The sequence below is a fragment of the Streptomyces katrae genome (genome assembly GCF_002028425.1).
Taxonomy (GTDB): Bacteria; Actinomycetota; Actinomycetes; order Streptomycetales; family Streptomycetaceae; genus Streptomyces; species Streptomyces katrae_A.
The window spans coordinates 7,405,761-7,429,491 of record NZ_CP020042.1 but is presented as its reverse complement, the minus strand read 5'-3'; the positions used below and the strand labels follow the sequence as shown (position 1 = coordinate 7,429,491).

At 71.9% G+C, this 23,731-nt stretch carries 19 protein-coding genes and 3 pseudogenes; 12 read left to right on the top strand and 10 right to left on the bottom strand.

The annotated features are described in order from the left end of the window. Positions 1-57: 57 nt before the first annotated feature. Together B4U46_RS33985 and B4U46_RS37755 are read left to right on the top strand one after the other, a co-directional pair. Positions 58-585, top strand: coding sequence for a SigE family RNA polymerase sigma factor (locus B4U46_RS33985; protein WP_079432177.1), 528 nt, complete (start codon positions 58-60; stop codon positions 583-585). Between the two features lie 391 nt (positions 586-976). Then, entirely contained in the window at positions 977-1,393 is a 417-nt protein-coding gene (locus tag B4U46_RS37755; protein WP_159036657.1) for a DUF4232 domain-containing protein, read from the top strand. A 290-nt stretch (positions 1,394-1,683) separates the two neighbouring features. On the opposite strand, the gene B4U46_RS33975 is transcribed toward B4U46_RS37755, so the two are convergent. Both B4U46_RS33975 and B4U46_RS33970 read right to left on the bottom strand, forming a co-directional pair. Next, positions 1,684-2,754 carry an IS630 family transposase gene (locus B4U46_RS33975; RefSeq protein ID WP_079431403.1) on the bottom strand — a complete coding sequence of 357 codons (1,071 nt, stop codon included), beginning with the start codon at positions 2,752-2,754 and terminating at the stop codon, positions 1,684-1,686. Between the two features lie 322 nt (positions 2,755-3,076). Beyond that, positions 3,077-4,396, bottom strand: coding sequence for an MFS transporter (locus B4U46_RS33970; protein ID WP_079431402.1), 1,320 nt, complete (start codon positions 4,394-4,396; stop codon positions 3,077-3,079). A gap of 75 nt (positions 4,397-4,471) precedes the next feature. On the opposite strand from B4U46_RS33970, the gene B4U46_RS33965 reads away from it, so the two are divergent. The 3 genes from B4U46_RS33965 (at position 4,472) to B4U46_RS33950 (ending at position 7,189) form a co-directional block, all read left to right on the top strand. Beyond that, the gene (locus tag B4U46_RS33965; RefSeq protein ID WP_079431401.1) at positions 4,472-4,969 is read left to right on the top strand and encodes an ArsR/SmtB family transcription factor; all 498 of its coding nucleotides are present in this window, start codon (positions 4,472-4,474) and stop codon (positions 4,967-4,969) included. Between the two features lie 701 nt (positions 4,970-5,670). Further along, entirely contained in the window at positions 5,671-6,093 is a 423-nt protein-coding gene (locus B4U46_RS39620; RefSeq protein WP_237293241.1) for a hypothetical protein, read from the top strand. Positions 6,094-6,301: 208 nt separating this feature from the next. After that, complete coding sequence (locus B4U46_RS33950; RefSeq protein WP_079431400.1) at positions 6,302-7,189, top strand: DUF4232 domain-containing protein; 888 nt, start codon at positions 6,302-6,304, stop codon at positions 7,187-7,189. Between the two features lie 661 nt (positions 7,190-7,850). Here B4U46_RS33950 and B4U46_RS33940 read toward each other — a convergent pair. From B4U46_RS33940 to B4U46_RS37750, 3 genes are all read right to left on the bottom strand, one after another. After that, positions 7,851-12,656, bottom strand: a complete 4,806-nt coding sequence (locus B4U46_RS33940) for a tetratricopeptide repeat protein (RefSeq protein ID WP_079431399.1) — start codon at positions 12,654-12,656, stop codon at positions 7,851-7,853. A gap of 1 nt (position 12,657) precedes the next feature. Beyond that, a complete protein-coding gene (locus B4U46_RS33935) occupies positions 12,658-13,053 on the bottom strand; it encodes a trypco2 family protein (RefSeq protein WP_079432176.1) in 396 nt (131 codons plus the stop codon). 347 nt (positions 13,054-13,400) lie between these two features. Next, positions 13,401-13,622, bottom strand: a complete 222-nt coding sequence (locus B4U46_RS37750) for a hypothetical protein (RefSeq protein ID WP_123995172.1) — start codon at positions 13,620-13,622, stop codon at positions 13,401-13,403. 336 nt (positions 13,623-13,958) lie between these two features. Here B4U46_RS37750 and B4U46_RS33930 point away from each other — a divergent pair, with 336 nt between their 5' ends. From B4U46_RS33930 to B4U46_RS33900, 6 genes and pseudogenes are all read left to right on the top strand, one after another. After that, complete coding sequence (locus B4U46_RS33930) at positions 13,959-14,429, top strand: hypothetical protein (RefSeq protein WP_079431398.1); 471 nt, start codon at positions 13,959-13,961, stop codon at positions 14,427-14,429. 1,282 nt (positions 14,430-15,711) lie between these two features. Further along, positions 15,712-15,975 (top strand): hypothetical protein, encoded by a 264-nt coding sequence (locus B4U46_RS39615; protein WP_237293240.1) that lies wholly within the window; start codon positions 15,712-15,714, stop codon positions 15,973-15,975. A gap of 83 nt (positions 15,976-16,058) precedes the next feature. Continuing rightward, on the top strand, positions 16,059-19,346 hold the full coding sequence (locus tag B4U46_RS39610; protein ID WP_079431397.1) for a DEAD/DEAH box helicase: 3,288 nt from the start codon (positions 16,059-16,061) through the stop codon (positions 19,344-19,346). A gap of 9 nt (positions 19,347-19,355) precedes the next feature. Next, on the top strand, positions 19,356-19,661 hold the full coding sequence (locus tag B4U46_RS33915) for a phospholipase A2 (protein ID WP_079431396.1): 306 nt from the start codon (positions 19,356-19,358) through the stop codon (positions 19,659-19,661). A gap of 222 nt (positions 19,662-19,883) precedes the next feature. Further along, positions 19,884-20,313: pseudogene (locus B4U46_RS33905) on the top strand (Hsp20/alpha crystallin family protein). Positions 20,314-20,361: 48 nt separating this feature from the next. Then, positions 20,362-20,619 (top strand): annotated as a pseudogene (locus tag B4U46_RS33900) (DUF2267 domain-containing protein); the annotation flags it as partial. An 18-nt stretch (positions 20,620-20,637) separates the two neighbouring features. Here the strand turns inward: B4U46_RS33900 and B4U46_RS33895 are convergent. Continuing rightward, on the bottom strand, positions 20,638-20,961 hold the full coding sequence (locus tag B4U46_RS33895; RefSeq protein WP_079431394.1) for a DMT family transporter: 324 nt from the start codon (positions 20,959-20,961) through the stop codon (positions 20,638-20,640). Beyond that, positions 20,958-21,095 (bottom strand): hypothetical protein, encoded by a 138-nt coding sequence (locus B4U46_RS36975; protein WP_237293239.1) that lies wholly within the window; start codon positions 21,093-21,095, stop codon positions 20,958-20,960. The genes B4U46_RS33895 and B4U46_RS36975 overlap by 4 nt, the downstream gene beginning before the upstream one ends. A gap of 114 nt (positions 21,096-21,209) precedes the next feature. Here B4U46_RS36975 and B4U46_RS33890 point away from each other — a divergent pair, with 114 nt between their 5' ends. Then, a complete protein-coding gene (locus B4U46_RS33890; RefSeq protein ID WP_079431393.1) occupies positions 21,210-21,770 on the top strand; it encodes a TetR/AcrR family transcriptional regulator in 561 nt (186 codons plus the stop codon). A gap of 87 nt (positions 21,771-21,857) precedes the next feature. Here B4U46_RS33890 and B4U46_RS33885 read toward each other — a convergent pair whose 3' ends face one another. The 3 genes and pseudogenes from B4U46_RS33885 to B4U46_RS33875 form a co-directional block, all read right to left on the bottom strand. After that, complete coding sequence (locus B4U46_RS33885; protein WP_079431392.1) at positions 21,858-22,079, bottom strand: hypothetical protein; 222 nt, start codon at positions 22,077-22,079, stop codon at positions 21,858-21,860. Between the two features lie 15 nt (positions 22,080-22,094). After that, a complete protein-coding gene (locus B4U46_RS33880) occupies positions 22,095-23,054 on the bottom strand; it encodes a MerR family transcriptional regulator (protein WP_079431391.1) in 960 nt (319 codons plus the stop codon). Positions 23,055-23,380: 326 nt separating this feature from the next. After that, positions 23,381-23,728, bottom strand: a pseudogene (locus B4U46_RS33875) (MerR family transcriptional regulator); the annotation flags it as partial. Positions 23,729-23,731 lie beyond the last annotated feature (3 nt).

The following is a 23,731-nucleotide window of genomic DNA, read 5'->3' as shown; positions in this document are numbered from 1 at the left end:
CCATGAGTCAGCGGGTTGCATGCGGATCGGAAAATTTTTGGGACCGAGGGGGGCGGTTTGACGGAGGACGAGTTCGACGCGTTCTACGCGTCGGCGTTCCCGCGTGTCGTCGGCCAGGTGTACTCCTTCACCGGTGACCATGGCCAGGCCCAGGACGTTGTTCAGGAAGCCTTCATACGTGCCTGGGACCGGCGGCGTGACTTCCTTGCCGCCGAGTCCCCCGAAGCCTGGATCCGCACCGTCGCGATGCGCCTCGCGGTCAGCCACTGGCGGCGGGCGCGGCGATGGCTGGAGCTGGTACGCCGCACCCCGCTACCCGATCACACCCCTGGACCCGGTCCCGAGCACGTCGCCCTTGTCGCGGCGCTGCGACAGCTCCCGGAGGCCCAGCGCCTGGCGATAGTGCTGCACCACCTGTGTGACCTCAGTGTGGAGCAAGTAGCCTCCGAGACCGGCGCACCGACCGGTACGGTCAAGGCCCGCCTGTCACGCGGTCGCGCAGCCCTCGCCAAGCTGCTACCAGCGAGTGAGGTCGCAGTAGTGGGTGGACGTAGCGAGGAGAAGGAGGAAGACCGTGGCCGATGACCTGTCCTCCGCCCTGCGCGAGCTGGCCGACAGCGCCGCCAGCCCCACGCCGACGACGGGCGCGGATGTCCGGCGCCGGGCCGTTTCCCGGCGCCGTCGCCGACACTCCGCACTCGCGGGAGGCACCGTTGCACTGGTCGCAGCCATCGCGTTCGGCCTGACCACGACCCTCGGCGGCCCAAAGTCCCACCGGCACCCCGCACCACCACCCGCCGCCGCCTCCCTCACCACGCCCACGGCCGATGCGGCCTCTCCCGCTGCGCCCACCGCCAGTGTGCCCTCGTCCACCGAGCCCTCCCCCACTGCGCCGACCCTCGCTGGGCCAACCCCCACCGCCCCCACCACCGGGGCGGCATCCCCCACTGCGCCTGCCGCGGTTGCCGCGTGTGCGGTGAGCGACCTCGCGTTCTCCGCCACGAACGAGGACGAGAAGGGCAAGCCCGTCAGGCACCTCCTCCTCACGGTCACCAACACCGGTGACAAGAAGTGCAACCTCTACGAATACCCCTACCTGAGGTTCCCCTACGCCAGGGCCCCGATCGCCGTGATCAAGGACAGCAAGGACGCGCCCCCCACCCTCGCTCCGGGTGAGAAGGCGTACGCGGCTCTCCTGGCCAGCGGCGGCCACATGGACACCTACGACACGAACACCCTTCCCCTCAGCCTCCAGGGCCCCAACCCCGGCAGCAAGCCGAGCGACCCGGCGAACGTCAGCCTGCCCGGCCAGGTGTCGTTCGACGACGGCGCCCGCGTCACCTACTGGATCACCGCCTCCGGCCTCGCCCTGCGATTCATCATGTCGTCCTAACCACCCCGACCAGAACGCTCGTCAGCTGGCTCCGACGGACGCACCCACGCGGATGCCAACGTCCTCCACCTGCTCACCTCCCACACTGACACCGCCACGGCGAACCCCTCGACGCCGGAAAGTGACGGGCAGCCTTCACGCTGATTCGCGTACTGACCTGCATGTTTGCCGCCCTGCCTGGGGTCGTGCCCCCAAGTGGGCATCGAAGGAGGCTCCGAAGTCGGCCTCGGGCATCAATGGACCAGCCGTTAGCGCTAAGTGGTTGGCGCCGGAAGTCCTTCGGGGGTTGATCATGCTGCCAGGGCGGCGGAGGATTCTTGCCGGTGATCTGTGGTGTGCCGGTCGAGTCTGGCTGGCAGATCGTCAAGTTCGGAGGCGGTGAACTTCCACTGGAACGGCTGTGCCGTGGCGTTGTAGCGGTCTTCGAAGACTCGGAGTCGGTCCCCGACCTGGGCAAGGTCGGTGAAGTCGTTGGGCGAGACGACCTTGCGCTGGACGACGGAGAAGTAGATCTCCACCTGGTTCAACCAGGAGGCGTGCACCGGGGTGTGCACCAGCACCGCGTTAGGGTAGGCGGCGGTCAGTCGGTCGACGGCCTTCTTGCCGCGGTGGGAGGAGCCGTTGTCGACGATCCAGAACACGCGCTTCGCTCTGGCGTACGGTTCCTGGCTCATGACCTGGGTAACCAGGTTCATGAACGGGACGATGCCAGTGCGCGGTTCGGTGCGTCCGAACACTTGCGCGTGGTGGACGTCGTAGGCGGCCAGGTAGGCCACGGCTCCGCCGCGGCCGTAGGTGTGGTTGACGCGCATCGCCCGGGCCTGGCCGGGGGCGAGAGTGGGGTGGCAGCGGCAGCGGGCCTGGATGGAGGTCTTCTCGTCGGCGCTGATCACGTACTCGTCATGGCCGAGCGGTTCGCCCTGCCAGGTGTGGGCGTACAGGTCCAGGACGCGGGCGGCCCCGGCGCGGAAGCCGGGGTCGGTGATGAAGAAGATCCAGGAGCGGTGCTGCCAGGGCTTGATCGCGTCGTCCTTGAGCCAGCGGCGCACGGTGGAGGCCGAAAGGACGGCAGCGATACCCCGCTCGACGGCCTCGCGGGCCAGGTCAGGGCACGACCAGCGGGACAGCGGAACCCCTGTTTCGGCGGGCAGTTGGCAGGCCAGGGCCTTGAGTTGGGCGGCCTGCAGCGCGCTGAAGGAGGGCGGGCGGCCCGAACGGTCGCGGCCGGCCAGCCCGGACATGCCCTGTGCGGCGAACCGGCCCCGCCACCTGCGCACGGTGTCCACATGCAGGCCGGTCTCGCGGGCGGTGCGCGCGTTGGAACGTCCCCGCGCGGCATGCAGCACGACCTGCGCGCGCATCCGGACCTGGTAGGGAGTCTTATGGCCCCGGGCAGCCTTCTTCAACCGGTGGCGCTCGGAGGCGGTCAGGACGATCGGGCGGGCGGCAGCAACGGGCAAGGCAGACAGGCCGATCAGCAGAAGTGGATCTTACCGGAAGGAGTCTGCCGTGCCACCCGGCACGGCGACCGGGCAGCATGGGCCCCTGCCCGCCGTGCCACAGTCGACCAAGTCCCCCTCGACCAGAAGTGACCTCCCACGCCCGCATCGCCTGTTCCGGGCTCGCTGGCCTGGCCATCCGCCACCGCGGGCGATTCGTGCTGAGCAGGCAATCGTCTCCTTCTCAGGGTTGGCTCGGCACCAACGGGCCGGCGGCGGGGTCCCTCTCCGTCGCCGGCTCCGCGTGGGACGGCAGTTCGCGCATCCGGCGCAGCGGCGACAGGAATACGGGCAGGAAGGTGAGTGACTGGCCGACCGCCCCGGCCAGCAGCGTGCCGCGGACGCCGATCGTCGAGCCGAGCAGGCCGCCGAGCAGCGCCCCGAAGGGCATCGTGCCCCAGACCAGGAACCGCATCGTCGCGTTCATCCGGCCGAGCAGCCCGGGCGGGCACAACGCCTGCCGGAAGCTGACCTGGTTGATGTTGTAGACCACGATGCCCATCCACATCGCGATCTGCGCTACCGCGAGCAGCCCCACTGTCCAGTCGCGCTGCACGAACGGGGTGACCAGCGCGCACGGTCCGGCGACCGCGCTCGCGATCCAGATGGCCGGGCCCTGGCCGACCCTCGCGGCGAATCGTCCGGCTGCCAGCGCACCGATCAGGCCACCCACCGCCGCGGTCGAGGTGAGCAGGCCGATGACGCCCGGCGAGAGCCGCAGTTGGCGGGCGAGCAGCACGTAGAAGACGGCGGAGATCACCGAACCGAAGAGGTTCGCGGAGCTGGTGCACATGGCGATGGCGCGGAGTATCCGGTTGCCGAGCACGAACCGCAGACCGTCGCGGATCTCCCGGAGCAGGTTGGAATCGGGGCTGCGCTCGGGGCGCGGCGGCCGGACCTCGATCCGCATCACCCACGCGGCCGACCACAGGAAGCTCACCGCGTCGACGAGCACCGCGTAGGGCGCCGTGAGCGCCTGGATCAGCGCGCCGCCGAGGCTCGGGCCCGCGATCTGGCTGACCGACTCGCTGGCCTGGAGCTTCGCGTTGCCCTCGACCAGCAGCTCCCGGTCGATCAGCTGGGGCAGGTAGGACTGGTAAGCCACGTCGAAGAAGACCGTGCTCACCCCGGTGGCGAGCGCAATCACGTACAACTGCTCGATCGTCAGCACACCGAGGAGATGAGCCACCGGAACCCAGGCCAGCAGGGCAGCCCGAACCAGGTTGTTGACGATCAGCACCCAGCGGAAGCGCATCCGCTCCACCCACGCGCCGGCCGGCAAGCCCACGGCCACGAACGCCGCGGTCTCGCACGCCGCCAGCACCCCGACCTGCCAGGTGCTGGCGTGCAGCACCAGGATGGCGACGAGAGGAAGCGCCAACTGGCTGACCATGGCCCCGAACTGACTGACCGTCTCACCGACCCACAGTCGACGGAAGTCGGCGTGCCGCCACAGTCCGCCGCGGTTGGCCGGCCGGTCGGGCGAGGGCTCGGGAGCAGTCATGGGAAACTACCGTGGAAGAATGATTGGGTTTTGTCAATCACTTGTCCTCCCCGATCCTTCAGTAGGCTGCTGACCATGACCGAACGCCGGCCGGCGACCGACGAGGAGGCGAAGGCGCTCGCCTCCGCGCTCCGCCTGCGTATCCTGCGCATCTGCCTCGGTGAGGCGCGCACCAACAAGGAGATCGCGGCGATCCTCGGCCGCGATCCCGCCAGCGTGCTGCACCACACCAGGACGCTGGTGCGCACCGGTTTTCTGAAGGCCCAGGAGGAGCGACGCGGCGCGCGCGGCGCACGGGAGATCCCCTATCTGGCGACGCGGAAATCCTGGCAGCTCGACGCGGCCGCGCACGACCGGTCGATGCTCGACGCGTTCCTGGAGGAACTGACGCTCGCACCTGCGGCCGAGGTCGACAGCACCCGGCTCGGGCTGCGCCTGCCGCCGACGGAGATGGAGGAGTTCCAGACCCGGCTCCGAGCCCTGCTCGAGGAGTTCGCCGCCCGCCCGGACGACCCGACCGCGCCCGCCTGGTCGCTTTTCGTGGTGGTGCACCCCGACCCGAATCGGTCCTGACCGGGCGCGAATTCCCGCTCGAGCGAACGCAAGGTCGTCTCGCCCAACGACTTCACCGACCTTGCCCAGGTCGGGGACCGACTCCGAGTCTTCGAAGACCGCTACAACGCCACGGCACAGCCGTTCCAGTGGAAGTTCACCGCCTCCGACCTTGACGATCTGCCAGCCAGACTCGACCGGCACACCACAGATCACCGGCAAGAATCCTCCGCCGCCCTGGCAGCATGATCAACCCCCGAAGGACTTCCGGAGCCAACCACTCAGGCAAAGGGCCATCCCCCTGGGTGCGCGGGATGCAGCATTCCACGGAGTTGCCCTCGCTCTCTGCCCGGGGGCACGGCCTGACGAAAGCCCCGCCCCTGCGCAGGAGGACATCCCCGGCGAGTGCGGGGAGCAGGAAGACTCCGCCCTCGACTTCGGGCGCGACTGGGGATCACCCCCGCGGGTGCGGGGAGCAGGCGGCGGTCCGCTGGCTGGAGGAGCATCCCGAGGACACTGCGGCTGCGGAGTGGATGGCCCGTCGGTGTGAGGAGTGGAACGGGTACACACCGGCGGCCCCATACGGGCCGGCACCCGAGCCGCCCGTGGCCGCCCCCGGGAGCGGGGCGGGGTATTGCGGCCCGTGGCGGATCGCCCGGGAGGAGGAGCGTGCCGAGTGGACGTTCACGCCGTACGTAGGGGTCGGACCCTTGCACTTCGGGATGACCCTTGAGGAGATCACCGGGGCCCTGGGCGAACGTCCGGCCGTCTCCTCCTACTCCCGTCACGGCGAAGACCAGCTCGACTACGCCGACTTCACCCAGAGCGGGATCAGGGCCATGTTCCGCGACGGCCGCCTGGGATGTGTCGCCGTGAACGCCCTCACCGGCCCCCAGGTGAGACTGGACGCGGCCCCGCTGACCGGCTGCGCGCCCGCCCGTGTGGAGGACTGGCTCGTCCACCGCACGACCCGGCCCGGCAGCCTGAGGTACAGCGTCCCCGGCGACCCCGTCTTCGCCGACCTGGGCCTGGCGATCCGGTCCCAGCGGGCCGGTGACACCACCCTGACCCGCCCGCTCTTCCTCCTCCGCGGCTGGCTCGACCTCTGGCATTCGCTGCCCAGCGACGAGTGGAACTCGGCTTGAGCCACCACTCACCGGGTGGCTCCGCACGCAGGACGCTTCGGGGAGGGGGCAGCGATGTCCGCAGTGCTGCCGGTCAGCCGGGAACCGGGAACCGGGGCCCGCGCGGGCCGCGGCGGGGCCTCAGCCGACGGCCATCCGTGACACGCCTGTGACGGGGAGTGTGGCCCACACCATGGCCCGGCACAGGCCTCCCTGATGGGGTGGCGGCATGCCCACAACCAAATCCCTTCTGCCGGCCCTCACCGCACTCCTGCTGCTCACGGCGTGCGGCGCCCCGGCGGCCCGGCCACCCACCACGCGCGTGCCCGAGGACGGTGTCCGGATCACCTCGGTCACCTTTCCCTCCGCCCAACCGGGCCCAGGCTCCGACGGGTCAAGCGTCCACGCGGACCCCCTCCCCGCCGGCGGCCCCGGCATCACGGCGGCCTACGAAGTCACCAACGGCGGCACGGAGGCGCTGGCCTACACGATCTTCTTCGACTTCACCACCGACGGCGGTCAGGTCATGGCCAACACCAAGGAGACGGTGCGCTCGGTCGCCCCCGGTGCAACCGTGCGGGGCACAGTCCGGCTGGGCCGGGGCACCCCTGGGGCGGGCGGGGTGACCCGCGTCAAGGTGTCCCAGGTGACCAAGGTGCCCGCCGCCGAAGCGCCACCCGAGGCCGGCCAGTGCCCGCCCTCCGGCATCCGTGTCACCGCCGACGACGGCGACGCCGCGATGGGCCTGCGGGTGGTGGGCCTGCACCTGGAGAACTGCGGGAAGAGCGACTACGCACTCGACGGCTACCCGCTCCTTGAGCTGCTGGACAAGAACCGCTCACCCGTCCAGGGCGTCCGGATCGTGCAGGGCAGCGGCGGCATCGCCACCGGCACCGGGTTCGACGAGCCGGCCCGCCCGGTGGTCCTGAAGCCGGGTGAGAGCGCCCTTTCCGGGCTGATGTGGCGCAACACCACCGGATCCGGGGATGCCGTCGACGTCCCGTACGTCAGGGTGCGGGCGGTACAGGGCGCGGATCCTGTGGTGGTGACGCCCCACCTCGACCTCGGCACGACCGGGCTGCTGGCCGTCCGCGCCTGGACACGCCCGGCCGGTTAAAGCCCCGTCCGGAATCTGCACCCGGCTCACCGGCCGGCCGCCGAGAACCGTCTGTCCAGGGAACGAGTAGGAGGCGCGGGGTCCCGGAGCAGCGCGGCAGGCGTAGGTCAGCCGCCGTCGACGTATGCGCGGGCCGCCACCATCACGTCGCGCATGCGGCCGTCGGCGATGCACTGGGCCGGTGCTTCGTCGTCCAGTTGCGGGTTCATGCCGATCATCCAGGCTCGGGCCGTGTGGAGGCGTTCCGCGTCCTGGATGAGCTGGAAGACCTGAAGTGCGGCGCGCAGGCGGTCCTCCGCATCGGGGCGGGGGGCGGGGTCGCCCGAGACCCACTTGCCGACCTGCTTGGGGTCGTTGATGTCGGCGATGCGCGCGGTCAGACGCTGCCCCAGGTTGTCCTGGAGGAAGCGCGTTGGCGGTGGTTACGCATCATCAGGTCGGGGGACGCTCCATGGGTCCACGTACGGCTTGGACTTCCCAGCCATGGAAGTGCAGACCTCTCGTTCGGGTGGCCCCCGAAAGTCGACGTAGGGTCAACTTCCGTTCTGCTCCTCCTAGATGTGCCGTTCGAGTGCCCGGTTGGACGGTGAGCGGACAGCACCGCCCGGGCCCCTGGACGTCAGGAGCCCGGGGCGGTTTGCCGTCGTGGGTTGGTGGGGCGTCAGGTTCCGTCTGTGTCGGAGGGCCGCTGGGGACGCCCCCGTTCGCCCAGTACTGCTGCCAGTTCCGCCCGTGCCTGCGCCGTGTCCGGGTGCGCTGGCCCCAGGATGCGGGTCCGGTCCTCCACGACGGACGTCAACAGCCTCATGGCCTCGTCGGTGCGTCCGGCCTGCCGGTACGAGGAGCCGAGGTGGTGGCGGGCGGTGAAGGTCTGGGGATGGTCCGGGCCCAGGGCCCGGTCGCAGGCGGCCAGGGCCTGTTCTCCCACGGCGATGGCCTCGACGAGGCGCCCGACGAGCCGGTAAGACACCCCGAGGCCTTCCTGGGCGGTGAGGGTCTGGGGGTGGTGGGGGCCCAGGATCCGACTGCGGGCGGCCAGGACCTGCTCTCCGACGGTGACGGCCTCCTCCAGACGCCCGGCGAGGCGGTAGAAGGGGGCGAGGTTGCCGTGCGAGAGCAGTGTGTCCGGGTGGTGGGGGCCCAGGAGCCGGCGGCGGGTGGCCAGGACCTGCTCTCCCATGGTGATGGCCTCGTCGTTGCGGCCGACGCCATGGTAGGAGAGGGAGAGGTTGCTGAGGGTGGTCAGGGTTTCCGGATGCTCCGGGCCCAGGACCCGTACCTTGCCTGCGTGGGCCTGCTCCTCCATGGCGATGGCTTCATCGACGCGCCCCGCGTCCCAGTAGCAGCTGGCGAGGCTGCTACTGGCGGCGAGGGTGTCGGGATGGCCGGGGCCGAGGATACGCGTGCGGTCGACCACCACCTGTGCCAGCAGCTCGGTGGCGTCGGCGGTGCGCCCGGCCTGGGAGTAGGCCGCGGCGAGGTTGCTGCGGGCGGTGAGGACGTCGGGGTGGTCCGTGCCGAGGAGCCGCTCTCTGTCGGCGAGGACCTCCTCCCCGATGTCGATGGCCTCGGCGGTGTCCCCAGCCTGGTGGTAGGCCGCGGCGAGGTTGCCGCGGGTGGTGAGGGTGCTTGGGTGGTCCGTGCCGAGGAGCCGCACTTTGCCGGCGAGGACCTCCTCCCCGATGTCCACAGCATCGTCGAGACGTCCGGCCTGTTGGTAGGCCTCGGCGAGGTTACCGCGGACGGTGAGGTTTTCGGGGTGGTCGGGGCCCAGGACGCGCGCGCTGTCGGCCACTACCCGTTCCAGCAGGGAAACGGCTTGGGCGATGTTCCCCGCCTCCAGGTGGGCGAGGGCGAGGTTGCCGCGGATGGTGAGGACGTCGGGGTGGTCCGTGCCCTGGAGCCGCGCTTTTTCGGCGAGGACTTCTTCCCCGACGTCGATGGCCTCGGTGATGCGCCCGGCGCTCTGGTACACCGTGGCGAGGTTGCTCCGCGCCGCGAGGGTGTCGAGGTGGTGCGCGCCCAGGACGCGCGCGCTGTCGGCCGCCACCCGTTCCAGCAGGGAGACGGCCTGGGCGATGTCTCCGGCCTCCTCGTGGGCCAGGGCGAGGCTGCCGCGGGCGGAAAGCGTGTCGGGGTGGTCGGGGCCGAGGATACGGGTGCGGTCGATCGCCACCTGTTCCAGCAGCGTGACGGCTTGGGCGTGGTGGCCGGCCTGTAGATGGCAGAGCGCGAGTTCAGCACGGACGCCGATGGTGTCGGGGTGGTCGGAACCCAGGGAACGGACGCAGTCGGCAGCGAGCCGCTCGAGCAGGGCGAGGGCCTCCCCGGTCCGTCCGGCGTGTCGGTGGCAGGAGGCGAGGACGCGGCGAGCGGCGAGCGAGTCGGGGGCGTGGGCCATCACCTGCCCCAGCAGGGAAGCGGCTTCGTCGGTGCGGCCCATGAGTACGAGCAGGGCGGCGAGATCGGTGCGCGCGGTCAGGGTCCTGGGGTGCTCGGGGCCCAGGAGCCGTACCTGGTCGGCAGCCACTTCCGTCAGGAGGCCGACGGCTTCGTCGCCGCGCCCGACCAGTCGGTAGGACGAGGCCAGGTTGCCACGGGCCATGAAGGTATGGGGGTGGTCGGGGCCCAGGACACGCACGCTGTCGGCCGCCACCTCCTCTTCGAGGCGGACGGCCTCGTCCGTTCGCCCGGCCCGGAAGTACGACAGGGCGAGGCCTGCCCGGGCCGTGAGGCTGTCGGGGTGGTCGGGTCCCAGGAGCCGTACGCGGTCGGCGAGGACCTGCTCCTTGACGGCCAGCGCCTGCTCGTTCAGTCCGGCCTCGTGGTACGAGTCCGCGAGGTTGCCGAGGGCGCCGAGGGTGTGGGGGTGGTCGGGGCCGAGCACCCGTCGGCAGTCGACCGCCACCTGTTCGAGCAGGGCGACGGCGTGGGCGGTGCGCCCGGCCTTCCGGTGCGCGAGGGCGAGGTTGCCGCGCGCCGCGAGGGTCTCGGGGTGGTCCGGGCCGAAGCGCCGCGTGTTGTCGGCCACCGCTCGTTCCAGAGGCGGCACGGCGTCGGTGGTGCGCCCGGCCTGCTCGTAGCAGAGCGCCAGGACGCCCCGCGCCGTGAGGGTGTCGGGGTGGTCGGGGCCCAGGAGGCGCTCGTAGTCGGCGAGCACCCGCTCCCCGATGGCCACGGCATCATCCAGATGTCCGGCCTGTTGGTGGGCGAGGACGAGGTTGCCGCGCGTGGCCAAGGTGTGGGGGTCGTCGGGGCCCAGGAGCCGTTCGAGGTCCGAGAGGGCCCGCTCCCCGGTGGAGACCGCGTCGTCGAAGCGTCCGGCCTGCCTGTACGCGACGGCGAGGTGGGCGCGGGCGCGGAGTGCATCGGGGTGGTCGGGGCCGAGGAGACGCTCGCCGTCGATGGCCAGCTGGTTCCAGTGGGCGGTGGCGGCGGCGGCCAGGCCGGCTTCGAGGAGGCTGGCGCCGTAGCGGAAGAGCAGGCGGTGGGCGTGGGGGTCGGCACGGTCGAAGTGCCACAGGAGTCCGCCGGCGTTCCCCCGTAGCGCTTCGGTGTTGGCCCTCAGGACGACGGCGAGGGCGTGGTCCTCGTGCTCCTCCCCCGGCCACAGGGCGAGGAGCGCGTCGGCGGCCGTGCAGTGCGGGCGCTCGCTGATGGGGGTGGTGTCGAGGGTGGCGCGGGCGGTGAGCGCGTGGATGGTGACCTGCCGGTTCGGTTTCTCGGTGAGGGTGAGGAGGCTGTAGTTGTGCAGGACGGCCAGGGCGTCGAGCGCGTCCTCCTCTCGCACCCGTCGCACGGCACCGCGCCCGTCCTCGACCGCGGCGCGCTCGCCCCCCACCGCTCCGGCGCGGGCGCGGGCGAGGTGCTCCAGAACCGGCACGGTGGCCCACAGGTCCTCGGGATGGCCGGCAGGGTCGAGGAGCGAGGCCAGGACCAGCGCGTGCACGGTGAGCGGATCCTCCTGCCGGACGGCGTCGAGAGACAGCAGAAGGGCCACTGCGACGGACAGGTGGTAGCCGTCGACGCCGTCGCGCCCCGGTAGGGCCTCCTCCAAGGACCGGCCGCGCTCACGGAACGACTGGAGGTACTGGCTGCTGCTGCGCCGCCGCTGGATCATGTAGGCGGCCGCGTAGGCAAGCGCCAGGGGCAGGTGCCCAAGCGCCTCGGCGAGATCGGCGCTCCCGGCGTCCAGCAGGTGGGAGCAGCGGGCGGCTTCGAGGCGCTCACGCAGGTAGGCGGCGGACTCGGGAGCCGAGTAGACGCCGACGTCCACGAGTGCGCGCCCGGCGTCGCTGGCCGCGGCCCCCCGCAGCCGACTGGTGGCGATCACCCGTCCGCGCCCGCCGCGGCTCGTGGCGGGCCACAGGTCGCCGAGGGTCTGGTCGGTGATGTTGTCGAGGACGACCAGCCAGGACCTCTCGGTGGTGGCGAGCCAGGCCAGGAACGCGGCCGCGTCCTGCTCGACGGTCTCCGGCTGTCCGCCGACCCCGGGCACCTGCACCTTCACCGCGGTGCGGGCGTACGCCTCCAGCACACCGGCCGGCCGTGTGGCGTCCACCCACATCACCAGGTCGGTGCCCTCGTTGATGGCCCGGCGGGCGTAATGCGCCGCGAGCTGGGTCTTGCCGACCCCGCCCTGGCCGGCCAGCACCTGGGACAGGACGACGGTGCCGGACTTCTCCCGCGCGTCGTCGATGACCTCGCACACCGCGGTCCGCGGTTGGAAAGCACTGGGTTCGGGTGGGAGATTGCCCTCCAGGACCGGCCATTGGACCGGGCCCTTCGTGGCTTCGACCGACTCCAGGTCGGGCATGATCCGGCGGTCTCCGTGCCGTGACAGGAGGTCGGCGAACCGCGGGATCTCGAACAGGGGGTGGACCGGCTGGGCGTGCAGGCGGCGATGCCCGAGTGCCGGGTCGGCTTCGGTGACGACACCGACCAGCCGTCCCTCGCAGAAGACGGCGCTGCCCGAAACCCCCGCCCACGACGCGCCGCTACGTCCCCTCCGGTGCTCGGGCCAGATCGGGGTGTCCAGGACCCATCCCCCGCCGGTCCTGGAGGTACCGGCCGGGGGCAGCTCGCCCCGCAGGTGCTCCACCTGCGGTTCCCCGCCGTCGCCGGCAAACGACGGGAAGCCCAGGCCCTCGTACGACAACAACGCGGCCCCGGCCGGCCGGCCCCAGCGCACGGGCGCGGAACCGCCGACATCAACGGGCTTGTCCAGCCATAGCAGCGCCACGTCCATGGTGTCGGAAACGTGGTCGCGGGGAGTGGGCCAGCAGACGCGGACGCCACGCCGGTGCAGCTTCGTGCTCAGGACCGGATGCCCGACGCGCACGCTCAACCACGGTTCGCGGTCGCGCACGACGTGGAGGCTCGTCAGGACCAGCCGGGGCCCGATCAGGTAGCCGGTGCCGTTCGGTGCGCCCCCTACACGGATCAGTACCAGTCTCCTCGGATCCATGTCACTCGTCCCAGGGCTCGGGCTGCAGCGGCTCGGACGGTTGAGAGCCGTAGGCGGGGTCCGGTGCCCCGGCGTACGCACTGCGGACCGAGACACCGCGCTCGACCCGGAAGCGTTGACCGGGGCCGAGGGCCTCGTCGAGGACGTTCAAGGTGAGGGTGAGCCGCTCTCGCCGGACGGCCCCGCGCGCCCCTCCGGCCTCGGCCTCGCCCTTCGCGCCGAGCGCGCCGACGGACACCGTCACCTTGCCGGCGCCGTCCCGCCGGAACTCGACCTCCAGCTCCAGCTCCGCCTTCTCCACTTCGAATCTCAACTGCTGTCCCGCGCCGTCGGTCTGCGCCTGGTACAACTCCGACCGCAACTGCCACAACGCTTCACTGAGACTGATCTCGTCCATCCGTACCGTCCCCACCCCTCCGTGCCCGCCCCACACCGTGGTGATCGCGGCGCACAACCGATCCGGCCCGCCCACGACGGCCTCAACAGACCGACCCCTCAAAGGAGAAGAGCCCGCTGGGCCGTCGACGCGTACCAGTCTGCTGGCGAAGGGGCCGCTCGTCTCGGGAACGGCCAACTGTCCACCCCTGCGGGACCGGCGGTGCCGACCCTGGTGCACCGGGAGAAGCACCGCGCTCCCGCCTTCCTTCCCCCGCGGCGAACTTGCCGCGGGCGGCGCGTCCTGGCCCGAGGGGGAAGGGCGCTGGCGCGACGGTCTTCACCTGCACTGACTTCACCGGAAAGGGCTCACTCGGGGCCATCCGGGTCATGTGCTGCTCGGAGGCGGCCGGCGATGTAGCCGGCGCGGTCGCCGCCGTTCCATGTGTGCCGGTGGTGTGCGGTGCCGTCGGCGGTGCCCGGGAGGTCGGCGAGCATCTTCCAGTGGACCGCTCCGACGAGTGCGAGCCAGGCGCCGTTGCATGCCTTGCCGGCGCTGGGGACACCGAGGCTCTGGAGGCGTCGTCGCAACGTGTTCGAGCTGAGCGGGCGGGAAGGGTGACTCTATCGCCGGCAGCCGGCAACGTTCGTTGGTCACCGCTGGGAACGGTCCGTCAGCGGCGAGAAACCTATTGCTGAGTTCTGGAAGCGCTCCGGTGCTTGTTTCTGGCCGTCTCGTGTGCTCATCGGCCCAGCGCAAGTGATCACGGCCTGGGAGGCCTATCTCTGACCCCTGCCGCAAACTGACCGCCAGGGTAGGGACGGAGCGCTGCAGGCGTAACCCGGCCACCGAAGACCGCCGCCGCGTACCTCGCTGTCCGCCGACCTCACCACCGAAACCGACTACCCGAGAGGACACAACACCTGATGTCCATATGGTCTTCGATCGTTGCCGTACTCGGTACCCTCGCCGGTGCCCTGACCGCCGGACTCCTCCAGCACCGTTCGGCACGCACCGCACGCGCCGAGCAGCGCGCCGACAGCCACCGCCAGGACCAGCTCGGCGCCGTCACCGACTTCGCGGCCGCCCTGGACGCGCACCGCTCGGCGATGTTCCATCGGGAGCGTCTGGCCCTGACCGAGGCAGGCACGGAGCACCAGCTGGAGGCTCAGACGAGGTCCCACGACACCCGGGCGGCGATCACCGCCCCCCACATGCGCCTTCAGGTCTTGGTCCCCGAGCTGGCCGGCCCCGCCCAGCGGGCCGCAGATGCCACGTACGCGCTGCGCAAGGCCACCGACCGCACCGAGTTGGACGCCCTGCGGCATGCGGCCAAGGAAGCATCCGCGGCCTTCGTCGCTGCGGCCGCCACGCTGCTGAGCCCCAACAATCGCTGACTGAGGGCGACCGCTGTCGGCGTCCTGGCCGTCCGGTCGAGCCGGTCGAGCCGGTCCCCTACGCCCTACAGCACTCGTGCGCTCCCGTGGCGGGTGTTCCTGTCTCTCGCAGACGTTCCTGACGTCGGTGATCGTGAAGCGTTCCGGGAAGCCGCAAACACCCGTTCTTGGAGATGCCCTACGCAGCCAGAGGGGCGAAGGCCGGGAAGGAGATAGGGGGTCTCCTGGTCTTTGAGGGGCGCGGACTGAGGGCGGCGTTCATGGACGAGCCGTTGGAGGAGGGCTGACAGTCGCGGGCGAAGCCAGAGTGTTTCGCGGCCGAGCTGGAGTCCCAGGACTCCGGGTTCGTCGGGGTGGATGTGGATGTGGACCTGGGCGACGGTGAGGTTGGCGGTGGTGTCGTTCCGGCTTCCGCCGGTCGGGACGAGCAGGCCGTGGCGGCTGGGGACGAGCAGGCTTTCGCCGACCTTTGCGGGTGCGGGAGGGGAGGGGGTGTGCTCGGGGAGCATGGCGCGGCCGTCGTGGCCGGTGTGGTTGAGAGTGAGCAGGCTGGCGCTCTGGGTACTCGCGGAGGCCCTTCTCGATGCGGCTGATCGTCTTGGCGGCCGTACTTGCCGATGGTGCGGCCCTTGCGCCAGGCCTGGACGGCTTCGACGTCCTCGTCGCATCCTGCGCACCAGGCCAGGGGGCGGGGGCGGAGGTCCGGCATTGGATGCCGGTCCGGGTGAAACGATGTAGATGCGGTCGCGCCACTGCGGGGCGTGGAGGTTGGCGTCGAGGGGGTCATCCCCGCGGGTGCGGGGAGCAGGCTAACTGACCTGCTACTTTAGGTGGCGCGGATGGTGTTCTGCAGCACTTTCACCGATACCGGCAATTCGGGCATCTCCTCAGTCGGCCGCGGCACCCAGCCTTGCAAGCCAGGCCCCTTCGCACAGAACCCTTGCGGCTGCCGTTCGAAGCGTGCCCCACATGAGCGGATTCCTCAGCGCCCAAAACGGCCTGACGCGGTCCGTGCTCTCCGCGGAGACCCGACCCCGCCGACCACCCCACTCGACCACCCCGTGCCCTCTCAGCGAAGAGAGGTCCCCGGCATCGCATCGTGACATCCGAGGAGAGCCCCTTGATCACCCAAGGAGTACACGTCAGGGGACGGTGCAGCGCTTGCGGTGGCACCACCGTCTGCGACGTCGGTCAGTTCCTCGACCGCGGCCGGCTCCGCTGGGGCGCCGAAGGCCGGTGTGAGGGCTGTCCTCACGGGTGGTGCGAGCAGGGCGCCGGCCCCGTGACCCCCGAGCACATACGGCAGGCCCTGCTGCGGGAACACGGGCCCACCCGGCTGCGCCTGTCCTCGGACCTGCCGAGCCTCGTCCCGGTGCTCAAGGCCCTGCGCGACGCGGGCGACGGCCTGTCCCTCGGTGAAGCGCGGGCGCGCGCCGCGCAGCTCGTCGCGGACGGTCTCCTCGGGACGCTCGTGGAGATGGAGGTACTAGCCGGCCATATGCGGGCGCATTCCGTGCCGGTGGCCGTCGGGCCGGCCGGTGGGTGACGCGGCGGCGCGCCCCCACCGCGCACGGGCCAACCGCCCAACCGCCTGATGCGGCGTCATTCGCCCCGTAGGGTTCCCCATACGTGATCATCGACTGCGGGGAGCGGAACGTGGTGGGGGCCGGGGGCGAGCGGGGGCGGCGGAGCGGGGTCGTCGGGTACTGGCGGGCGGTCGAGTTGTTCAGCCCGCAGAAGGTGCCGGCGCTGTCCGCGCGGGACCGGGTGTACCCGCTCGAGGCGGACGGACCCCTGCCCTGGGAGGCCGGGCATCCGCTGCGCTCCGTCCCGCTGGAGCCGGGGTACGACTGGCAGCACGTGGTCTACGGCGGGACGTACGCCCTCGCCGCCGTGCGCGACACCCTGCTCCGCGTGTTCGGGGAGAGCGGCGAGGACCACGACGGCCGGATGGACGGCGAGAGCGCGCTGTTCGCCCTCACCGTGACCGACGAGGGCCGGCTGCTGCTCGACTCCCCCGTCTTCTCCTCCTGCGCCTGGGCCACGGGCCGCGCCCTCTCCCCCGGCCCCAGCCGCCCGGGATGGCTCGACGGGTTCGAGGAGGAGGCCGGGGCCTGGGGCGAGCGGGCCGCCGCGCTCGGTGAGCCCGACGGGGCGCCGGCCCCCGAGGGCGAAGAGGAGGAAGAGGTCGCCGTCGGGACAGGTGTGGTCGGCGGCGGGCAGCTGCTGGAGTTCACCGGCGAGCTGGCCCGGGCCTGGGGTGTCGAGGCGGCGCTGGAGCCCGTCGGGGTGCGGGTGCGCAGTGTCGCCGTACGGGCCGACCACTCCGGCGACGCCGACCAGCAGGACTTCCTCAACAGCTTCATCGCCGCCGACCTCGAGCGCGTCGCGGGCGCGCTCGCGCGGCAGGACCCCGGCTCCGGGCTCGCCGCCTACCTCACGCCCGGCGCCGCCTTCGACCAGGCCCGCCGGGTGGACCTGCGCCTGCACCCCGAAGCCGCCCTCGCCGGCGTGGCCCCCGCCCGTACCCCGGCGGGCCGCTGGCCGGCCGAGGCGGAGCACCCGCTCGCGCTGAGCCAGCAGTTCGCGGTCAACGCCGTGCACGCCGAGCTGGCCCCCGCCGCAGGGCTCTTCGCCGTCAACGGCCCGCCCGGCACCGGCAAGACCACCATGCTGCGCGACTGCTTCGCCGCGGCCGTCGTCGAGCGGGCCCGCCGCCTGGCCGGGCTCCGCCTGCCCTCCGAAGCCTTCGCGCAGCAGGACCCGTACGTGTGGAAGAGCGGCGACTACACCCGCACGGTCACCCCCCTGCGCCCGGAGTTCACCGGCTTCGAGATGGTCGTCGCCTCCGCCAACAACGGGGCGGTGGAGAACATCTCCACCGAGATCCCCGCCCGCGCGGCCCTCGGCCGGCAGTGGCGCGAGGAGGCCGACTACTTCGCCGAGCAGGCCACCCGCCTGCTCAAGGGCGAACCCGCATGGGGCGCGGTCGCGGCCAGGCTCGGCAGCAAGCGCAACCGCATGGAGTTCGTGAACCGCTTCTGGCACGGGAAGTACCGCCAGACCGACACCGACGCCCCTCCCCCGCCGCCGGTCCCTCCCCAGCGGCGGCCCCGGCCCCGCAACGCGTGGATCGACAGCGGCAGCGGCCTCTCCCACCTGATGCGCCAGTGGCGCGACACCCCGCAGAGCGGCGTGTGGCGCGAGGCGAAGCAGCGGTTCCAGGCCGCGCTGGCCGAGGCCGAGCGCCTGCGTGACGAGCGTGCCACGGCCGCCGACGCGTACGCCGGGCGGGCCGCGGCGTACGAGGCCCTGCGCGGGGCGCGTCTCGCCGCGGAGCGGGAAGCGGCGGCGCTGGCCCGCGTACGGGAGGACCTGCCCGGCGCAGAGGCGGCTCTGGCCCGTGCCCAGCAGCAGCTGGCCGATGCCGAGCAGGCGCACCAGGGTCATCTGGCCCGCCGTCCCGGCTTCTCGGTGAGCCTGTTCACGATGGGCCGGGCGGCACGGGCCTGGCACGCCGACGAAGCCGGGGCGGCCGGCCTGGTCGCCGACGCCCGCAAGGCGCGCGAGGCGGCGCAGGCGCACGTGGACAGCGTACGGACGGCGGTGGGCGCCGCCGCGGCGGTCCTGCGCGCCCGCCAGGACGCGCAGCGGGCGGCGCTCGCACACGCCGAGCGCACCGACCAGGCGCTGGCCGCGGCCCGGACCCGCTGGGAGGGGTTCGTCCCGGAGGACTCCTGGCTGACCGACGACGCGGCGCGCGAGCTCGCCGCGCCCTGGTCCGACCCCGAGATCACGCGGGCCCGTACCGAGGTGTTCCTCGCCGCCCTCGGCCTCCACCAGGCCTTCCTGCGCTGCACCGCCCGCACCATGTACGCCAACCTGATGGCGGCGATGGACGCCGTCGCCGGCTCGGTGCCGAAGACCGTGCCCGAAACGCACGTACGGGCCGCCTGGCAGAGCCTGTTCCTCGTCGTGCCGGTGGTGTCGACGACCTTCGCCTCGCTGGACCGGGTCTTCGGGCGGCTCGGCGCGGAGTCCCTGGGCTGGCTGTTCGTCGACGAGGCCGGGCAGGCGGCGCCGCAGATGGCGGTGGGCGGCATGTGGCGGGCGCGGCGTACGGTCGTCGTCGGCGACCCGCTGCAGCTGGAGCCGGTCGTGGTCCTGCCGTGGACGGCGCAGCGGGCGCTGCGCGAGGACTTCTGCGTGGCGGAGGAGTGGGCGCCGGGCCGTACGTCGGTCCAGCAGCTCGCCGACCGGGCCAACCGCTACGGCACGCTGCTGCCCGCCGAACTGCCCGACGGCGCACACGAGGTGTGGGTCGGGGCCCCGCTGCGGGTGCACCGGCGGTGCGACGACCCGATGTTCTCGATCAGCAACGCCGTCGCCTACGACGGCCTGATGGTGCAGGGCACCCCGCCGCGTGAGGCGTACGTGTACCGGCCGGGCAGCAGCTGGGTCGACGTCGCCGGGGCGGAGGCGGACGGACACTGGATCCCGGAGGAGGGGCGGGCACTGCGGCGGGTGCTGGAGCGGCTGCGGGACGAGGGCGGGGTGGACCTGGCGGAGGACGTGTTCGTGATCAGTCCGTTCCGGCAGGTGGTGGCGGGAGCCCGGCGGGCGTGCCGGGACCTGATGCCGGCCGACCGGGTGGGGACGGTGCACACCACGCAGGGCAAGGAAGCGGACGTCGTCATCCTCGTCCTGGGCACGGACCCGCGCCGCCCGGGCGCCCGGGCCTGGGCGGCGTCACAGCCGAACCTCCTCAACGTCGCGGTGAGCAGGGCGAAACGCCGCCTCTTCGTGATCGGCAACCGCGAGGGATGGCGCGACCAGCGCTTCTTCAACACCCTGGCGGAGTCGCTGCCGTGCCACCGGTGGCAGGCCCGGGTCCGCGGGGAGGACGGCCGGAGCTGAGGCTGCGGCGTGATCGGCGACTCGCTGGGCCAATTCGGCATGCACTTCAAGAGCGCCTGCGACCGGCACGACTTCGGCTACCAGAACTACCGCGACGCCCTCGGCGAAGAAGGCTTCCGCAACGGCGTCCTCGGCGTTACCGGAATCGGAACCGACAGCCCGAAGAGCCGCGTCGACGCGGTGTTCCGGCAGGACCTGCAGCGGGCCTGCGAGTACGGCCCGGCCAGGTCCGGCACCTACAGCCCGCCGAAGCCCCCGGCTACGACCTGGAATGCCAGTTGGCCATCAACAAGATCTGGGCGGCGGTCGTCATAGCCGGCTGACCGGCACAGCAGAACGCAACACTCGACGGCAGCGAGGACCAGGCGCTGGAGCTCGTCCGGCTCCAGCGCCTCCACCTCCCACTGCACCGGGCGCCGCCTGGGGTCGAGGCCGTAGCGGCGGGCGAAGGCCGGCCACCTCGGGTCGCCGCTCCTGCCTTCGGTCGCCGGGAGCCCGTACGCGCGTACCTGCTCGTAGGTGAGCAGCACCCGGGTCATCGAGCTCCAGCAGTCCTTCCGTGAGCTCGACCGCCTCACCCAGCAGCTGACCGGCCCCGGGGACGTGGTCGAAGCCGTCCGTGATGCCGATGGACGCCTACCGCGACGGCGACGCGTACGTGATCGCCTTCGACGTCCCCGGTGTCGCCGTGGACGCGCTCGACATCGACGTCGAGCGGAACATGCTCACGGTCAAGGCCGAACGCCGGCCGAACGCGAAGTCGGACCAGATCCAGAGGGAGCTCACCGAGCGGCCCCTGGGCGTGTTCTCCCGCCAGATCATGCTGGCCGACACCCTCGGCACCGAGTACATCGACGCCATCTGCGAAGCGGGTGTCCTGACCCTGCGGATCCCGATCGCCGAGCGCACCAAGCCGCGCAAGATCGCCATCAGCGGCGCCGGCGACCGCAAGCAGATCTCCGGCTGACCCGCATCCGAGCCCGCCCGAACGGGCGGAGGGCGAAGCGCCCAGCCTCCCCTCGAAGCCGCCCTCACTCTCAACACCCGGCTCCCCGACGCCCGGCGGCTCACCGGCTGGGCCTTCGTCAAGGACCTCGCCACCCGCACGGACGCGACCCCGGCCACCGCCCGCTGGGAAGCCGGAACGGTCCTGACCGTCCTGGCCCGCCTCGCCGGCCCGGACCTCCTCGCCCGGATCCTCCACCAGCTCCCCGACGGCTGGGCACTCCTCTTCGGCCAGGCACAGCTCCGGCGCCCCCAGCCCGCCGCCTGAGCGCCGGTACCGGTCTCCTCACTCGGCCGGGGCGGTGGCGTGGGACAGTGCCACGCCACCGATGATCAGGGCCAGGGCGAGGAGGCGGCCGAGGGACACCGGGTCCTTGTGGACCACGATGCCCAGGGTGATGGCGCCGGCCGCGCCGATCCCGGTGAAGACGGCGTAGGCCGTGCCGACCGGCAGGCCCTTCATCGCCAGGGACAGCAGGTAGACGGCGACGGCGGCGAGCGCGAAGCAGAGCAGCGTGGGCAGCGGGCGGGTGAACCCGGCCGTCGGTTTGATGCTCTGCGACCAGGCGACCTCCACCAGCCCGGCGGCGACGAGGAGGAGCCAGTTCACAGGGAGGCTCCCGTCTTGCGGGCAGCGACGCCACCCGGATGGGAGGCGCGCCAGGCGGCGGCGACCGCGTCCCCCGCCTCCCGACTGGAGGAATGGCGGCGGGCGCTGGCATCGAGGTGCAGCAGCGTGGTCATGGCGGGGGTCCCCTCGCTATCGGCCGGAACATTAACCGGACACGGCGTCCGGTTATACCGGATGAGAGCCTCAACCGGACATGGCGTCCACTTATTCCGGTAGGCTGAGGTCCCATGGGGACGAGGGAACGCGCGGACGCCGCCCGCAACCGGGCCAAGGTGCTCTCCGCCGCCGCCGAGCTGTTCGCCGCCGGCGATCCGCGGACGGTCACGATGGAGGACATCGCCCGGGCGGCCGACATCGGCCGCGGCACGCTCTACCGCCGCTACCCGGACGTCACGTCCATCGCCGCGGCCCTCCTCGACGAACACGAACGCCGCCTGCAGGAAGAGCTGCTGCACGGCGCTCCCCCACTGGGCCCCGGAGCGCCGTCCGCCGAGCGGCTCACCGCGTTCTACGCCGCCATGGTCGGCCTGCTGGAGAGCCACGGCCACCTCGTGCTGGGCGCCGAGACCGGCGAGAAGCGCTTCACCGTCGGGGCGTACGGCTTCTGGCGCGCCCACGTCCTCGCCCTGCTGCGCGAGTCCGGCGTCCCCGACCCGGAGGCCCTGGTGGACACCCTGCTCGCGCCGCTGGCACCGGAGGTCTTCCTCCAGCAGCGCGCACAGGGGGTGACGCCGGACCGGATCAAGGCGGCGCTGGGGCGGCTGGCGAGCGCGCTGACCGCCGACTGAACGAGCCGGCGGACCGTGCCGGCAGGGCGTGCGCGGGCCAGGCCCGGTACCCAGCGTTCGGCGATGGCCCGCGAGAGGCGTACCGGCCTAGCTTTCGGGCTTGGCTGCCCTCGTGCGGCCCTGGGCCCAGGCGGCCAGCGTGGCGCCGACGACGGTGATGCCGATGTAGACGGTCATCGTGGCGGGGAATCCGCCCGGCAGCCAGCTGAGGAAGCCGGCGTTGCCGGGGTCGATCAGTTGGCGTATCGCCCCCTGCCCGCCCACGACGAGGAGGGCCAACCCAAGGATCTGTACGAGCTGGTACTTCACGTCACCCTCCGTGCGTCAGGACGTGCTTGCCGTGGCGGTAGCACGGCGGCGCCCGTAGGTGGTGAACCAGGTGTATACGGGGGCCAGCGTGGGTGACGGTGGCCAGCCGTTGACCGTTGCCGCGAGCTGCCAGTAGCGCTCGCAGTACGGATCAGTGGCAGGCTGCAGCCGAGCGAGGAGCCAGCGGCGTAGATCATCGTCGCCCGCGTCGTGGAAGGCATGGCAGTAGAGGCCTGCGAGTGTGTCCGCGACCGAGGCCGTCCGCGTCGCCGTGGGGAGAATCCCTGCGGATCCGGCTTCGTCGATGCGCGCGCGCATCGCCTCGTCGAGAGCGTTGTGCGCATCCATGGTGTCATGCACCGTCGGCGTCTGTGCTTGCTCCTGGGCGGTCTGCCGGAGCGCCGCACGGAAGTCGGGGTCGCCGCAGAGCTCGGTGAGCTCCAACCAGGCCTCGACCTGTTCGGGCGTCGGATCGTCAGGGAGCTGGGGGACGGCGGAGCGCATCAGGCCCGCGAACTCCGGGTTGGAGCGGACACCTTGAAAGGTGTCGTCAACGAAGTCGGCCAACAGGCGACGGTGTTGTGCCTGGGAGAGTGCCGCGAGTCGGTGCATGAAGTCGATCTCCAGGTGGGTGGGGTCACGGCGGGCGACTGCGTGAAGGACCGCGCGGCGCAGTCGCAGGGTGCGGATCTGCACGTCCAGCGCGTCCACGTGTGCTTGCGCGACGTCAGGCAGGGATGTCTCCCTGTCCAGCACGCTGCGCACACTGCTCAGATCGACTCCGAGATCGCGGAGCGTGCGGACCAGGTGCAGGCGTGCGAGCGCGTCGGGGCCGTAGAGTCTGTAGCCGGCGGGACTCCGGCCGGTGGGCGGGACGATGCCGCGATCGGAGTAGAACCGGATGGCCTTCACCGTCAGGCCGGTGATTCGGGAAAGCTCTCCGATGCCGTAGAGCGTTTCGCTGTCGCTGTGCATGCCCTTAGCATGATGTCTCCCCTGGGGGGAGGCTCAACACCCGGGCGGGCGGGGCGGCCACCGGTGAGCCGCTACCGGTTCGCGGTCGGTCAGGCGGTGGTCGACCACGACCGCCAGGCCCGCGGCGAAGCCGTTGGTGTCTGCGCCTGGCGGACGCCGCGTCGGGGTCCCCGTGGATCGCCCGCACCCTCGCCTGCGAACCGCTCGGCGCCCCGCCGGCCGCCCCCGGGCAGGACGCGCCGGCCGTGGCGGCGCGGGTTGCGGTCGACGCGCCCGAGGGCGGTGACGAGGAGGAGCAACCCGGGTCAGGCCGGACCGGTGTCCCTTCAAGCGATGAGCAAGCGAAGGCCGAGATCTGCCGCGTCGAGGTCGGCGAGGTCGCTGTTGCGCTCGGCCCACCGGCCGGAACGGAGGTCGTCACCGAGGCTGCGCACCGCCCGCTGCTCGGCCTCTGGCCCGCCCCTCGTCCACACCGACACCGCACGGCGCACGTGATCCTCCAGATACGCTCCCGGGCGGCGCCGGTACGCGTCGAACCGGCCGTCGGCGCAGTCCCACGGGATGGGCACCGGCTCGGCGCGGGCGCCGATGGCGCCGGCCATCCCCGCGAGCGAGGGGAAGCCGGCGAGGACGCCGGCGAACTCGGGCAGGTAGTCGCGCGTGAGCCAGAACCGGCC